Genomic DNA, 15348 nt, shown 5'->3' with positions numbered 1-15348 from the left:
GCGACGCGGTCACGCCGCACCGGACGCAGCCCCTCGCCGCCCGTCCCGATCTTCCGCCCCGTCCCCTCACGACCAGGAGTCCCACCCCACCATGGCCCATCTGCTCGGCGCCGAGAACCTCCATGTCGCCCTCCCCGACCGCGTGCTGCTGGATGCCGTCACCCTCGGCATCGAGGAGGGCGATCGGATCGGCGTGGTGGGCCGCAACGGCGACGGCAAGTCCACCCTGCTGCGGCTGCTCGCCCGCCAGCAGGAGGCCGACGGCGGGCGCGTGACCGTGCGCGGCGGCGTCCGCGTGGGCGTGCTGGACCAGCAGGACGACGCCACCGCCGGCGTCACGGTGCGCACGCGCGTGCTCGGCGACGCCGCGGAGCACGAGTGGGCCTCGGACCCTCGGATCCGCGACGTCATGTCCGGTCTGCTGGGGGACATCGATCTCGAGTCCGATCTCGCCGACCTCTCCGGCGGGCAGGTCCGGCGCGTGCACCTGGCCGAGCTGCTGGTGGGCGATGACGACGTCCTCCTGCTGGACGAGCCCACCAACCACCTCGACGTCGAGGGCATCGCCTGGCTCGCCGAGCATCTCAAGCGCCGCTGGTCCGCGCGCGCGGGCGGCCTCGTGGTCATCACGCACGACCGCTGGTTCCTGGACGAGGTCTGCACCCGCATGTGGGAGGTCCACGACGCCGTGGTCGACCCCTTCGAGGGCGGGTACGCCGCGTACGTGCTGCAGCGCGTGGAGCGGGACCGCCAGGCGGCCGCGATCGAGTCCAAGCGCCAGAACCTCATGCGCAAGGAGCTCGCGTGGCTGCGCCGCGGCGCCCCGGCCCGCACCTCCAAGCCCAAGTTCCGCATCGACGCCGCGAACGAGCTCATCGCCGGGGAGCCGCCGGTGCGCGACACCGTCTCGCTCACCCAGCTGGCGACCTCGCGGCTGGGCCGGGACGTGATCGACATCGAGGACGTCACCGCCGGCTACGGCGCGGGCCCTTCGGCGACGGTGGTGCTGGAGGACGTCACCCTGCACATCGGCCCGGCGGACCGCATCGGCGTGCTCGGCCCCAACGGCGCCGGGAAGTCCACGCTGCTGGCGCTGGTCACCGGCGACCTCGCCCCGCTGTCCGGGCGGGTGCGCCGCGGGAAGACGGTCACGGTCCAGCAGGTCTCCCAGCGCCTGGAGGGGCTCGCCGAGCATCTCGAGGAGCGGGTCTCGGACGTGGTGGGCCGGTACCGCACCACCTTCCAGGCCGGGAAGGACGAGGTCTCCCCCGGCCAGCTGCTGGAGCGCCTCGGCTTCACCGCCGCGCACCAGAAGGTCGCGATCAAGGAGCTCTCCGGCGGGCAGAAGCGGCGCCTGGACCTGCTGCTGACGCTGCTGGACGAGCCCAACGTGCTGGTGCTGGACGAGCCGACCAACGACATGGACACGGACATGCTCGCGGCCATGGAGGACCTGCTGGACACCTGGCCCGGCCCGCTGGTGGTCGTCTCCCACGACCGCTACCTGCTCGAGCGCGTCACCGAGATGCAGTACGCGGTGCTCGACGGCCGGGTGCGCCATGTGCCCGGCGGGGTGGACCAGTACCTCGCCCTGCGCGCAGAGGGCCAGGCCGCAGGCGCCTCCCGCGGATCGTCCCCGGGGACGTCGGCCGGCGCCGGGTCCGCGGCCCCGGCGGGGACGGCCGATTCCGCAGGCGCAGGGCTCGCCGGACGGGACCTGCGCGAGGCGCAGAAGGAGATCTCCGCCCTCGAACGGCGTATCGAGAAGCTCGGGAAGCAGACCGACGCGCTCCACGCGACGATGGCGGAGCACGACCCGGGCGACTATGCGGGCCTGCAGGCCCTGAGCGAGCAGCTCTCGGCGGTGCAGGACGAGATCGATCAGGCCGAGGAGCGGTGGCTGGAGCTGTCCGAGCAGGTCGGCTGATCCCGGGGCCGTCTCAGCGCAGGTGCTCGCGGACCCGGCGCGGGTCGGGGTTGGTGACGGGCTGCCCGTCCAGGACGACCGTCGGCACGGTCTCGTCGCCGCCGTTGACGCTGCGCACGTACTCGGCGGCCTCCTCGTCCTGCCAGATGTTCACCCAGGTGGCCTGCTTCCCCGCGTCCCCGAGGGCGGCGCGCAGGCGCGAGCAGAACGCGCATCCGGGGCGCCAGTAGATCACCACGCGCCTGTCCTGCGCGGGAAGCTCCGCCAGGGCGGCGTGACGCGGGCTGCGGCCCCCGCGCCAGGGCGCCATCCACCAGGCCAGGCCCAGCAGCGCCCCCGCGGCGAGGACGGCGGCGACGAACCGACCCTCGGCCGCGAAGAGGCCGCCCATCACCAGGCCCAGGACGGCGAAGCCGATCCATCCGCTGCGTTCGAAGCTGATCCGGGCCATGTGCGACCTCCGTGTCGATGATGCCCTGCCCCGGTCGGGAACCGCGCCGCGCGGCAGGGTCGGTCCTGTCAGACGAGCTCGGTCCCCCAGGTCCGCTTCATCGCCGCGACGCTCTCGGCCAGCACCGCCGCCATGTCCACGGATTCGTCCAGCAGCCACTGGACCTGCAGGCCGTCCATCAGCGAGACCATCGAGCGGGCGATCGCCTCGACCGGCGCGTCCTCGCGGACCGTCCCCCGCTGCTGGTCGGCGCGCAGCTGGTCCCGGAGGGTGTCCAGCACGTCGGCGTAGTGGCGCACCATCCAGGCGTGCGCGGGATGCTCCGGCGCGACGGCCTCCCCGATCATCGTCATGTACAGGGCCACGAGCCGGCGGCGGCCCATGTTCCGCCGCGCCACGTGCACCATGTGGTCGAAGGCGGACCAGGGCTCGTGGGATCGTTCGCGCACGAAGGTGTCCTCCGCGTCGCGATGATCGAGGACCGCACCCAGCAGCGCGTTCTTCGAGGGGAAGTGGTGGGCGAGGCCGGAGGGCGAGATGCCTGCGGCGGCGGCGACCTGGGCCATGGAGGTCGCGGCGTAGCCCTGCTGGGCGATCAGCTCGATCGCCGCGCGCAGCGCCGCCTCCCGCACGACGGCGGAGTCCTGGCCGCGCGGGCGACCGCGGCGGCGCCGCGGCCGCGTATCCGGGCCGCCTGGGGCGGTCCCGGCCTCTGGGGGCGTCGTGGCGGTGCTCATGGGTCCGGGCTCCTTCGGCGACGTCGGTCGGGACGAGGACGGGGCCGGGGCGCACCTGCGCGCCCCGGCCCCGGTGTGGGAGCGAGGTTACTTCACGCCGCGGATGAGCATGGTGATCACGGCGCCGATGACGGCGGAGACGAGGGCCGCCACCAGGAGCGCCGTGAAGTCGGTGCCTCCGCCGATCCTGGCGAGGAGGAATCCGCCGAGGCCGCCGGCCAGCGACTGCGGCAGGGCGTTGGCCATGTTGAACACGCCCAGGTCCTTGCCCGCGTTCTCGCGGTCCGGAAGCACGTCCAGCACCAGCGCCAGGTCGACCGCGACGTACGCGCCGTAGGCCAGGCCCATGACCGCCTCGCAGAGGTAGAAGGCGGTGACGGTGTCGGCGTGCAGGAGCATGTAGGTGCCGATGCCGAAGACCAGGATGGCGCCGGCGACGATCACCTTGCGCTTGCCGATCCTGTCGGAGAGCCAGCCCGCGAAGAAGCTCGCAAACATGGAGACGATCGTGTAGATCGTGACGCCGGTGGCCACGGCCTTGGTCGCCTCGGCGGTGGGCAGTCCGAGATGGTCGGTCATGTACTGCACGCGGAACACGACGAACAGGTACGAGGCCAGGATGATGAGGAACCGTCCCCACCAGGCGAGGCCGAAGTCCGGGAAGCGGATCGGGTTCGTCCAGAAGGTCGAGATGAGCTCGCGCAGGTTGAACGGGTGCCTGTTCTCCTTGAGGACGGGCTCGGGGAGCATCAGGGCGTAGACCGCCATGAGGACCGCGCCGAGCACCGCGGGGACCATGAACAGCAGGAGCATGTTGCTCTCGAGGAAGGCCGCGAGCCAGGTCGCCACCATGATGCCGACGTTCTGCGCGATGCCGATGATCCCCGAGGTCTTGCCGTACTGCTCGGAGGGGAGCTGGTCGGAGACCGAGGCGAGGAAGGCGGCGAACGCCATGTTCGCGCAGGCCTGCGCGAGGAACCAGCCGATGCCCATCGTGAGCGGACCGGTGGCGGTGGCGATGAGCAGGAGCGCCAGGGACATGGCGACGATGCCGCCGATGATCCACGGACGGCGGCGCCCGAACCGCGAGGTGGTGCGGTCCGAGATGCGCCCGCCCAGCGCGTTGAAGATCACCGCGGCGATGGCGCCGGGCGACAGCGCGAGCGCGGTGATCGCCGCCTGCTCCGCCGGGCTCGACGCCAGGGTCTGCGCCTTGAGCGCGATCGAGACCGTGGCCGGCCCGAGCAGGGCGACGAACAGGCCGAACTGGGCCAGGAAGACGCCGCCGATGAACCAGGCGGGGCGCTTGGCATCGGGCGTGATGCCCAGATGCGGGATCGGCAGCCTGGGCCCGATGAGGTTCGGGCTGCCCTGGAGGTCGATCGTCGGATCCGGCGGGAAGCCGGTCTCGGGCCTGGTGGACGTCACGGGGTGGACTCCTTCGTCGTATGCCGCATCCGCGGCGCTGCGGGAACCGCCGAGGCGGACTGGGACGATTATTAGTGGACAACAACTAATACGTCCAGCGCCCTCGAACCCCGACCGCGACAGATACCGACCGATGGTCGGTTTGACCTGCGCCCCTGCGCGCGACACGTGAGGAGCATCACCGCAGCGCCGGTGCCGGCGGATAGCGTGGGGGGAGACCACGCACGGATGCGCGCCGTCGACGGGAGCGAGACCCCGCCGCGCTCCGGCCGGAGGAGACCCCGCATGACCCCGCGACCGAACATCGTCCTGATCTACGCCGACGACCTGGGCTGGGGCGATCTGGGATGCTTCGGGGCGGAGGACGTCCCCACCCCGCACCTCGACGCCCTCTGCCGGCGCGGCGTGAAGCTGACGCAGTGGTACGCGAACTCGCCGGTCTGCTCCCCCTCGCGCGCCTCCCTCCTGACCGGCCGCTACCCCGAGCACGCCGGGGTCGAGGCGATCCTGGGCGGCAGCCGCACCACCCCCGGCCTGCCGCCGCAGCCGACCCTCGCCTCCCGGCTGCGGGACCGCGGGTATCGCACCGGCATCTTCGGCAAGTGGCACCTGGGGGCCGATCCCGCCTTCGCCCCGGGCCGGTACGGGTTCGACGAGGTCTTCGGCTTCCGCGCCGGATGCGTGGACTACTACTCGCACATCTTCTACTGGGGCAGCCGCGCGCCGATCCATGATCTCTGGGACGGCGAGGACGAGGTGTGGCTGAACGGCGAGTACCTCACCACGGTGATCGGACGGCGCGCCGCGGACTTCATCACCCGCAGCGCCGCGCCGCGCGCGGAGGGCGCCGCCCCCTTCTTCTGCTACGTGCCCTTCAACGCGCCGCACTACCCGATGCATGCGCCGGCCGAGCACATGGCCCGGGTGGCCCACCTCCCGCCGGGGCGCCGCGAGACGGCCGCGATGATCGCCGCCCTGGACGATGCGATCGGCGAGATCCTCCGCGCGCTCGAGGAGGCCGGGGCGGACCAGGACACGATCGTCGTCTTCTCCTCCGACAACGGCCCCTCCCGGGAGAGCCGCAACTGGCTGGGCGGCGAGGAGATCTCGTACCACGGCGGCTCCTCCGGCGGCCTGCGGGGCGCGAAGGGATCGGTGTTCGAGGGCGGCATCCGCGTCCCGGGCATCATCACCTGGCCCGCACGCCTCCCCGCGGGCGCCGAGCTCACCGATCCCGGCATGATGATGGACCTGCTGCCCACCCTGCTGCACGCGAGCGACGGCTGCGCGCCGGACCTGCCCGACGTGGACGGCGTCTCGGTGCTCGCCGCGCTCAGAGATCCGACCGCACCCCGGCCGGAGCGCACGTTGCACTGGACCTATGAGGGCCAGTGGGCGCTGCGGCGCGGGCGCCACAAGCTGGTGGTCGACGCCCGCGAGGGCATGGACCCGCCCGCGACGACGCCGCGGGCCCTGTTCGACCTCGCGGCGGATCCCGCGGAGTCCCACGACCTCGGCGACCTCCCCGGGATCTCGGATGCGCTCGAGCACGAGCTCGCCGCGCTGCGGGAGCGGCACGCCGCTCCCGCCTGAGCCCCGCCCCGAGGCCCCATCAGGGCGTCGCCTACCGGCGCACCCCTCCCGATTCCGCCGCGACAAGAACTCTGGACGAGCGCCCGGAAAACGCTCATACTGCGCCCATGACCTGCCATGGCGGCAGGACATGGAGGGGGTAGTCCGTCATGAAGCGCATCATCTCTCTGCTGGCCTCGCTGTTCCTGCTGGGCGCCCTGGGCCTCGTCGCCCCGGTCGCCGCACAGGCCGCACCGTACTGCGGCATCACCTGGGGATCCCTCGCCAAGACGCGCAGCGGATTCGCCTATGACACCCATCTGACGAACCTCCGGGCCGGACAGCACACCTGCTACGACCGGCTCGTGATCGACCTCGACGGGGACGTGACCGGGTACTCGATCCGCTACGTCACCGCGGTCCATGCTCCCGGCTCCGGCACGGCCGTACCGCTGGCCGGCGCCGCGGATCTGCAGATCATCGTCCATGCTCCCGCCTACGACGACGGCGGGAGGGCCACCTACTCCCCGGCGAACCCCACGAAGGCGGTCTCCGTGGACGGCTACCGCACCTTCCGCCAGGTCGCCCTGGCCGGGAGCTTCGAGGGCGAGACCACCGTGGGCCTGGGCGTGCGCGCCCGCCTGCCCATGCGGGCCTTCGTCCTGGACGGCCCCGGCGGGGGCAGCCGGATCGTCGTCGACGTCGCGCACCAGTGGTGAGCCGACCACCCCAGGCGCACAGCATCGACGGGGCCGGGGAGCCGATGGCTCCCCGGCCCCGTCCTCATCGACCGGAGCGGCCGATGCGCAGGCTCACCAGGCGTAGGCCTCCGGGGCCGTGCCGCCGGCGGAGGGGAAGATCTCGTCGATCGCGGCGAGATCGTCCTCGGTGAAGGAGATGTCGAAGGCGGCGATCGCCGTCTCCAGCTGCTCCATGGTGCGCGGGCCGATGATCGGGCCGAGCACCCCGGGGCGGTGGAGCAGCCAGGCCAGCGCCGCCTCGCCCGGGGCGATCGACCGCTCGTCGCAGAAGTCCTGCCAGCGCTGGATCTGCGCCTGCCCCTCCGGATCCGCGGCATGCCGGGAGTTCTCGCGGCGCACGCCGGAGCCCTGGGTCCCCGCCAGGCGCCCGCCGGCGAGCGGCGACCAGGCGATCACGCCCAGGCCGTAGTGCTCGGAGGCCGGGGTCACCTCGCGCTCGATGTCGCGGGTGACGAGGTTGTACAGGGACTGCTCGGAGACCAGGCCCAGGCCGCCCCGGGCACGGGCCGTCTCCGAGGCCTGGGCGATGTGCCATCCGGCGAAGTTCGAGGAGCCGAAGTAGGTGACCTTGCCCTGGGCGACCAGGGTGTCGAAGGCCTGCCACACCTCGTCCCACGGGGTGTCCCGGTCGATGTGGTGCATCTGGTAGAGGTCGATGTGGTCGGTCTGCAGGCGCCGCAGCGAGGCGTCCACGGCGCGGCGGATGCTGTAGGCGGACAGGCCCTTGCCGGTCGGGCTGGCTCCCTCGGACATGTCGCCGTAGACCTTGGTGGCCAGCACGACCTCGTCGCGGCGGCCGGAGGCGGCGAGCCATCGGCCGATGATCTCCTCGGTCCAGCCGCGCCGCCCCTCCCCGCCGTAGACGTTGGCGGTGTCGAAGAAGTTCACGCCCTCCTCGACGGCGCGGTCCATGATCCGGTGGGCGTCCTTCTCCTCGGTGTGCGGACCGAAGTTCATGGTCCCCAGCACCAGGCGGGAGACCGTCGCGCCGCTGCGACCGAGATGTGCGTACTCCATGGTGGTTCCACTTCTCTCGAGGTTCCGATGTGGGCCGCCGATGGGCCATCGGCGGCGCACATCGGACGGTACGCGCTTACCGGAGCTTTGGCCAGGCATTATCGCGATGCATGCCCGGCCGCCCGGTCGCTTTCGTCGTCACCCCCAGGGCGCGGTGTACGTGGTGACCGAGCGGGGGGCGAGCTGCACGGTGCCGCGGGCGATCCCGTCGCCGCCGCGGACCAGGCGCACGGACTCCCCGCGCGCCAGCGCCTCGCCCTCGGCCGTGCGGTGGGGCGTGAGCTTCAGCGTCGGCGCCCTGTGCGGCACGGCCAGCTCCGCGGCGGCGACCTGATCGGACTCGTTGATCACCACCAGCACGAGGGTGCCCTCGTCCTCGTCGACGTAGGCGGAGGCGAAGACCTCGGTGCGCGTCGCCGGGGTGTAGGCGAGGGCCTCGGCCTGCGTCATGCCCTCGGGCACCAGCAGGTCGAGGATGTTGGGGTCCTCGTGCCCGTCGCTGCCGCCGCCGAAGTTCCAGTCGGAGGCCTCGGCGACCACCTCTCGCACGCGCAGCGAGTCCGCGGCCATGTTCCCGTCCGAGCCCATCACGAGCACCTGGAAGGACCAGTCCGGCTGGATCTCGCCGAGGAACGCCTTGGGCACCCGCAGGGTGAGGGTCGCGCCGTCCACGCTCTGCGCGTCCTCGAGGGGGACGAACAGGGCCTCGCGCATCGCCGCCGGGACCTTCTCGGCCACGTTCTGCCGGGCGACGTCCGTGCGTCCCGTGGCCCAGATGGCCCTGTCCCAGGCGAAGCCCTCGGCGACCCGGGCGCGCCGGCCCGGCAGCAGCTCGGTGAAGCCGCCCGCGGCGCCGGTGTCCACGTAGATGTCGAAGATCTGCAGGTCGTAGCCGACCGGCGAGCCGTTCCACGGATCCACCAGATCGGCGCCCAGCTCGAGGGTGAACAGCACGTCCTGCCCGGCGTCGATCGCCTCGACGGCGAGCAGGTCGAAGCTGCCGGGGGTGAACACGGCGTTGCGCGGATAGGTGACCGCGCCGTGGCCGTGGTCGTCCCCCGCCGGGTCCTCGAGACGGAAGATCCGCTGTCCCGGCGCGGCGCCCGCGGTGATCTGCGGGGTGACGAACGGGATCGCGGCCATCTCGCCGTCGGACTGCTGCGTGGCCTCGACCTCCGCGGTGATGCGCTCGGCGCCCGGGCGCACGAAGCGGCTGTAGTTGCCCATCGCCCAGAGCCTCTGGGTCTCCAGGATCGATTCCTCGTCGCCGGGCTCGACGTAGTCGGTGTAGATCAGCCCGTCATGGTAGTCGTAGCGGCTCACGGCGATCCAGAGCTGCCAGGCCACGGCCCCGGCGATGGTGAGGTCGGAATGGATGGTGCGGGCGAGGACCAGCGCCGAGTCCATGCCGGCATCGCGCCCGCCGACCATCTCGCACCATTCGGTCATGGTGAGGTGGTGGTCGGGATGCTGGCGCATCCTCTCGGCGGCCTGGGCCCGCTGCTCGTCGGTGGACCAGTAGGAATGGGTGGCGAACTCCCCGAGGCCCGCAGCGATCTCCTCGTCCCCCAGCAGCACGGCGGCATAGTCCTGATCGGAGTAGAGGGCCTTGTACTCCCCCGATTCGGGCGCCGAGACGAGCGTGTCCAGGTCGCTCGAGCCGAAGCCGTCCAGGACGACGCGCAGGAGCTCGCGGACCTCCTCGGGCTCGTAGTGGCAGCCCTCCTGGCCGGGCGCGTCCCAGCCCCACTGGGGCTCGTTGATCGGGCTCACGAACCGGAAGTCGATGCCCTCCTCGTCGCGGAAGCGGCGCACCACGTCCAGCAGGTACTGCGTGAACTCCGCGTAGTTCTCCGCGGGCAGGTTCGAGGTGCCCGGGTCGCCGTAGGTGTGGCCGTTCGCGGTCAGGCGCCGCGGCGGGCTGTTGACGAAGGCGACGAAGTCCTCGACGCCGTGCTCCTTCGCGGCCTGCAGGAACCAGCGGGCGGCCGCGTCGCGGTCCCAGTCGTACTCTCCCGGACCGGTCTCGAAGGTCTCCGCCGTGCGCCACGGGTCGCCGATGGTCTCGTCGATCCCGCCGCCGATGTTGTACCGGTACTGCGACAGCCCGATGCCCTGGCTGCGCGAGAACAGCAGCCGTGCGACGCGGTTGCGCGAGGGCGAGGACCAGGTGCCCAGATTCTGGGCCCACCAGGCCCCGGAGGCGCCGAACCCCTCGATCCGCTGGTGCCGCTCGGCGGGATCCAGGCGCAGCCGGTAGGCGGGCTCGGCATCGGCCGCCCCTGCGGCGTCGATCGGGCGCGGCCCTGCGGCCCGGACCCCGGCGGAGGCCGCCGAGGCGCCCGTCGCGACGGCCCCGGTCGCGAGCCCGGCGGCGGCGCTCGCGGCGATGAGCATCCGGCGGCTGAGGGCGCGGGCGGGGTGCGCCAGCGCGGGCGAGAAGGCTCCGCCCTCGGCTGCGGCGGGCGAGGCGGCGGGGCGCGGGTCCGTGGGGCGATCCAGGGGATGTGCGGGCATCTTCGACCTCTTCTCCGGTGCCGGGTCGTCGATGACACGGCTTTTGATGACCCTTAGCGTAAGGGCGGACATCGAGGGTGTCCAGAGCCGGAGAGGGCCGGGCGGCTCAGGAGGTCTGGGCGCCCTCGACCCAGGCCAGGTACTCCCCGCTCACGGTGCCGGTGACGTAGCGGCCGTCGAAGCAGCTGGTGTCCAGATCGGAGACCGCGGAGCCCTCGGTGATGGCGGCGACCAGGTCGTCGATCTCCTGGTAGACCAGGCGATCGCAGCCCAGGACCTCGGCGACCTCCGGGATGGTGCGGCCGTGGGCGACGAGCTCGTGCCGGCTGGGCATGTTGATGCCGTACACATGGGGATGGCGGATCGGCGGGGCGGCGGAGGCGAAGACCACCGAGGCCGCCCCGGCATCGCGCGCCATCTGGATGATCTGCTGGCTGGTGGTCCCGCGCACGATCGAGTCGTCGATGAGCAGCACGTGCTTGCCCCGGAACTCCGAGGACATGGCGTTGAGCTTCTGGCGCACGCTGCGCCGGCGCACCGCCTGCCCCGGCATGATGAAGGTGCGCCCCACGTAGTGGTTCTTGTAGAAGCCCTCGCGGTACTCGACGCCGAGCACGCGGGCCACCTGCATGGCCGCCGGACGGGACGAGTCGGGGATCGGCATGACGACGTCGATCTCCTCGACCGGGACGTGCTTCGCGATGGTCGCGGCCAGGCGCTCCCCCATCCGCAGGCGCGACTCGTACACGCTGATCCCGTTCATCACGGAGTCCGGGCGCGCGAGGTACACGTACTCGAAGGCGCAGGGCGACAGCGACGGCGCCGCCGCGCACTGCTGGGTGAACAGCTCGCCGTCGTGGGAGATGAACACGGCCTCGCCGGGCTCGACGTCCCGGACGACCTCGTAGTCGCCGTTCTCGAGCACCAGCGACTCGCTCGCGACGACCCATTCCTCGTGCGCCCCCTCCCCCTGCCCGGGGCGTCGCCCCAGGATCAGCGGCCGGATGCCGTGCGGGTCGCGGAAGGCGAGCAGGCCGTACCCGGCGATCACCGCGATCACCGCGTAGGCGCCCTCGATGCGTTCGTGCGTGCGCGAGACGGCCTCGAAGATCCGGTCCGGCTCGAGATCCACCGGCGAGGTGGTCGCCTGCAGCTCCCCCGCCAGCACGTTCAGCAGCAGCTCGGTGTCGCTCGAGGAGTTCAGGTGGCGGCGGTCCCGGCGGGCCATCTCCGCGGTGAGCTCCCGCGTGTTGGTGAGGTTGCCGTTGTGGATCAGGACGATCCCGTAGGGGGAGTTCACGTAGAACGGCTGCGCCTCCTCCTCGCGGGAGGCGACGCCCTTGGTCGCATAGCGCACGTGGCCCAGGCCCACCTCGCCCAGCAGCGCCCGCATGTCCCGCGTGCGGAAGGCGTCCCGCACCATCCCGGAGGACTTCGCCACGTGCATGACGCCGCTGGGCTCGGCCGTGGCGATGCCGGTGGCGTCCTGCCCGCGGTGCTGCAGCAGGAGCAGCGCGTTGTAGATGTCCTGGTTGACCGGCCCGTTGCCGACCATTCCGACGATTCCGCACATGGGGTGGTGTCTCGCTCCATCCGGGTCCGTGCCCGTCCGGGGTGCGACAGGCCACCGGGCAACGCTACAGGTGCGGAGCCGATCCGGGCGCGTGATCTCGCTCCCGCCCGGGCGGGCCGGGCCTCGGCGCTCGGCGGCGGTGCCCGGGCTGCGGCGGTCAGGCGGCGGCGGTCAGGCGGCGGTGCCGTCCTTCTCCATCGTCATCCGGGCCACGTGCAGCGCGAGATAGGAGACCTCGTCGGGGCTGAGCGCGTGCCCCAGCCGCAGCTCGACGATGGTGGCGAGCTGCTGTGCGGTGCGGGTGGCCTCGGGGAAGTTCTCCCGGATGCCGGCGCCGATGGTGGACTCCTGCCCCGACAGCTGCCGATGCTGCTGGATGCGCACGAACAGGTAGCGCACGTGCGTGATGAACCGCGCCGCGCTCATGGTGTCCTCGGAGACCTCCACCCCGAAGCGCTCCCCCACCACCGCGAGCATCTGCTGGATGATCCCGGTCATCGTGTACGTGAAGGAGAGGTCGCCGGAGGCGAATCCGGCGTTGACCAGGTGCAGGGCCAGCGCCGTGGCCTCGGCATCGCCCAGCTGCGGATCCACGTGCTCGTTGATCGCCTGCAGCAGGCGCCGCGCCTGGGCGTACTCGCTCGCGTACAGGGTCTGCACCTCGGCGCGCAGCGGGTACTCCAGGACGATGCCGCGACGGGCCCGGTCCAGGGCGCTGGCGACGTGGTCGGCCACGGCGATCGCGAGGGTGGGGCGCCGCGACTCGCGCCCCTCGATGCCCACCTCGCCGAGGGCGATCACCACCGCGCGCAGCACCTCCTCGTCGATGAGGGAGAACGCCTCGGCGAGATGGTCGGGGTCGCGGCCGTCGGCCGGCACGAACACCCGCACGATCAGCGCGGGGTCGATGGCCCGCCCCTGCTTGGAGCTGAAGCCGATGCCCCGGCCGGTGAGGATGACCTCCTGGCCGTCGTCGTCCCGGGCGAGGACGACGTTGTTGTTCAGCACGCGCAGCGCCTTCATCCTCGCTCCCCTCCCTCGCCGTGCGGGCCGGTGCCCGTGCCCCATTGTGTCCCGAACCGGGCCCCGATCGTGCCCGATGCGGGCGCGCGCCCCCGCCCCGGGTGCGGGGCGGGGGCGCGCACTGCGTCGCCGGAGATCACCGGCGCACGGTCACCACGGTCTCGCCGGCGGCGACGTCCGCACCCGTGCGCGGGGCGACCTCGGCGAGCTGGGCGGTGTTCGTGATGGTCATGAGCGTGACCGTCGGGTGCTCGGCGGCCCGGACGGCCTCGAGGTCGACCACGACCAGCAGATCGCCGGCGGAGACCTTCTGGCAGGACTCGACCTGGACGTCGAATCCCTCGCCCTTCATCTGCACCGTGTCGATGCCGATGTGGATGAGGACCTCGATGCCGTCGGCGGTGCGCAGCCCGAAGGCATGGCCGGTGCCGGCGACGGTGATCAGCTCGCCGTCGACCGGGGAGAGGATCCGGCCGTCGACCGGCTCGATGCCGACGCCCTCGCCGAGGGCGCGGGAGGCGAACACCGGGTCCGGCACCTCGTCCAGGCCCACCACGCGGCCGCCGACGGGGGCGGCGATCTGCACCGCCGGGCCGGCGGGGACCGTCGAGGCCGTGCCGGAGGCGGCGTCCGCGGCGGAGGCATCGGCCGCGCCGGCGGAGCCGGAGGCATCGGCCGCGGGACCGGCCGGAGCCGTGGCACCGGCGGCCGCAGCCACGGAGCCGGCGGCCGCGGCGGAGGCGGCGCCCCCGACCCCGGCGCCGACCAGCTCGCGCTCCCGCGCGGCGGGCTCGGCGACGACGGCGGAGCTCTGGGCGGCGGCCTCGGCCGCATCGCGCTCGGCGTTGGCCTCGGCGCGCTGGGCGGGGGTCATGTAGTCCGAGAAGTACACGAGCACGAGGGCGGTGACGAATGCGGCGGCGATCGCGATGACGTACACGCCCATCGGGTCGAACACGGGGATCGTCAGCAGCGAGGTGAAGGCGAAGGCGGAGGTGTCCACGCCGCCCAGGATGCCCACGATCAGACCGCCCACGAGGCAGCCGACGAGCATGCGCGGGTAGATCCGCTTGAAGCGCAGGTGGATGCCGTACAGCGAGGGCTCGGAGATGCCGCCGAACAGGCCCGCCGCGAGGGCGCCGGTCGCGGTCTGGCGCATGATCGGCTCGCGGTGGCGGATCGACAGCAGCAGCACGCCGGCGGTGGCGCCGAAGCAGGCGAAGTTCCAGGCGCCCATCGGGCCCTGGATGAAGTCGTAGCCCAGGGCGTTGATGTTCTGCAGCATGAGCGCGTTCAGCGGCCAGTGCAGGCCCAGCGGGACCAGGAACGGGTACAGCAGCGGGATGAAGATCGCGAAGACGATGGGGGCGTTGCCGTTCAGCCAGGCCAGGCCCGCGCCGATGCCGTTGCCGGCCCAGATGCCCAGCGGGCCGATGAGGAAGGCGGTCACCGGGATCATGATGAGCATCGAGAAGAACGGCACGAACACGAGCTGCACGTTCTCGGGGAAGACGCGCTGCAGGCCCTTGTAGACCAGGGCGAGCAGGGCCACCATCAGCAGCGGCACGAACACCTGGCCGCCGTAGTCGTTCAGCTGCATCGGCAGGCCGAACACGTCGGCCACGCAGTTCTGGGTGCCCAGGGTCGCGTTGGTGGTGCAGGTGATCCCCGGGGTGCCGCCCTCGGGGTTCAGCAGGCCGGTGAAGTTCGGGGTCATCACCGCGGCCATCACGGCCGAGCCCACCCACGGATCGATCTGCAGCTTCCTGGCCGCGTTGTAGGCCACCATGATCGGCAGGAAGTAGAGCACCGAGCGCCACATCGCATCGACGAAGACCCAGGTGGCGGACTTGTCCGCGGCGCGGAAGTCGACCACGCCGAGGGCGTCGAGCACCGAGGCGATCGCGATGATCAGCGAGGCGCCCAGCAGCACGCCCATCAGCGGGCGGAACGAGTCGGAGAGGTACTCGAAGAAGTTGTCGAGCCAGGCGAACTTCCCGCGGCTCTTCGCCCGGATCGCGGCCTTTACCTCGGCGTCGCTCTTCGCGGCGGGCCTGCCGCCGCCGGTCATCGACGGGAGGTTCATGATCCGGGAGTAGACGTTGGCGACGGCGCCGCCGATGACGACCTGGAACCGGTCGCCGGACTGCGGCACCGTGCCCATGACGCCGTCGAGGGCGTCGAGCGCGGCCTGGTCGACCTTGTCGCCGTCATGGAGCTGGAAGCGCAGGCGCGTCGCGCAGTGCGTGAGGCTCTCGACGTTCTCGGGACCGCCGACGCCGCGGAGGATGTCCTCCGCGAGGGCATCGGGCCCCGGTGCAGGTGTGTTCATGATGCGTCCT

11 protein-coding genes are annotated in these 15348 nt (G+C 72.1%); 3 read left to right on the top strand and 8 right to left on the bottom strand.

Annotated elements, in window-relative coordinates:
• The first annotated feature begins 91 nt into the window (after positions 1-91).
• The gene (locus ABD234_RS07430; RefSeq protein ID WP_038373164.1) at positions 92-1927 is read left to right on the top strand and encodes an ABC-F family ATP-binding cassette domain-containing protein; all 1836 of its coding nucleotides are present in this window, start codon (positions 92-94) and stop codon (positions 1925-1927) included.
• Between the two features lie 13 nt (positions 1928-1940).
• Here the strand turns inward: ABD234_RS07430 and ABD234_RS07425 are convergent, their stop codons facing one another.
• From ABD234_RS07425 to ABD234_RS07415, 3 genes are all read right to left on the bottom strand, one after another.
• Positions 1941-2378, bottom strand: coding sequence for a glutaredoxin domain-containing protein (locus tag ABD234_RS07425; RefSeq protein WP_232226405.1), 438 nt, complete (start codon positions 2376-2378; stop codon positions 1941-1943).
• Between the two features lie 68 nt (positions 2379-2446).
• Positions 2447-3115, bottom strand: a complete 669-nt coding sequence (locus ABD234_RS07420; RefSeq protein ID WP_038373166.1) for a TetR/AcrR family transcriptional regulator — start codon at positions 3113-3115, stop codon at positions 2447-2449.
• Positions 3116-3202: 87 nt separating this feature from the next.
• Entirely contained in the window at positions 3203-4543 is a 1341-nt protein-coding gene (locus ABD234_RS07415) for an MFS transporter (RefSeq protein WP_051486928.1), read from the bottom strand.
• Positions 4544-4828: 285 nt separating this feature from the next.
• On the opposite strand from ABD234_RS07415, the gene ABD234_RS07410 reads away from it, so the two are divergent.
• Positions 4829-6136, top strand: coding sequence for a sulfatase-like hydrolase/transferase (locus ABD234_RS07410; RefSeq protein ID WP_038373167.1), 1308 nt, complete (start codon positions 4829-4831; stop codon positions 6134-6136).
• A gap of 149 nt (positions 6137-6285) precedes the next feature.
• Positions 6286-6834 (top strand): AMIN-like domain-containing (lipo)protein, encoded by a 549-nt coding sequence (locus tag ABD234_RS07405; RefSeq protein WP_344354805.1) that lies wholly within the window; start codon positions 6286-6288, stop codon positions 6832-6834.
• A 93-nt stretch (positions 6835-6927) separates the two neighbouring features.
• Here the strand turns inward: ABD234_RS07405 and ABD234_RS07400 are convergent, their stop codons facing one another.
• The 5 genes from ABD234_RS07400 to ABD234_RS07380 form a co-directional block, all read right to left on the bottom strand.
• Positions 6928-7893: an aldo/keto reductase gene (locus tag ABD234_RS07400; protein WP_038373169.1), complete on the bottom strand. Its 966-nt coding sequence runs from the start codon at positions 7891-7893 to the stop codon at positions 6928-6930.
• A gap of 138 nt (positions 7894-8031) precedes the next feature.
• The gene (locus ABD234_RS07395) at positions 8032-10410 is read right to left on the bottom strand and encodes a glycoside hydrolase (RefSeq protein WP_051486929.1); all 2379 of its coding nucleotides are present in this window, start codon (positions 10408-10410) and stop codon (positions 8032-8034) included.
• A gap of 106 nt (positions 10411-10516) precedes the next feature.
• Entirely contained in the window at positions 10517-11983 is a 1467-nt protein-coding gene (gene purF, locus ABD234_RS07390; RefSeq protein WP_038373171.1) for an amidophosphoribosyltransferase, read from the bottom strand.
• Positions 11984-12154: 171 nt separating this feature from the next.
• The gene (locus ABD234_RS07385) at positions 12155-13006 is read right to left on the bottom strand and encodes a PRD domain-containing protein (protein ID WP_038373172.1); all 852 of its coding nucleotides are present in this window, start codon (positions 13004-13006) and stop codon (positions 12155-12157) included.
• Between the two features lie 136 nt (positions 13007-13142).
• Entirely contained in the window at positions 13143-15338 is a 2196-nt protein-coding gene (locus ABD234_RS07380) for a glucose PTS transporter subunit IIA (protein WP_038373173.1), read from the bottom strand.
• Between the last annotated feature and the right edge of the window lie 10 nt (positions 15339-15348).

Origin of the sequence: Brachybacterium phenoliresistens (assembly GCF_039530785.1) — a bacterium.
In the GTDB taxonomy this organism is placed as follows: Bacteria; Actinomycetota; Actinomycetes; order Actinomycetales; family Dermabacteraceae; genus Brachybacterium; species Brachybacterium phenoliresistens.
The sequence above is the reverse complement of the archived record's forward strand: the minus strand, read 5'-3'. Positions and strand labels throughout refer to the sequence as shown.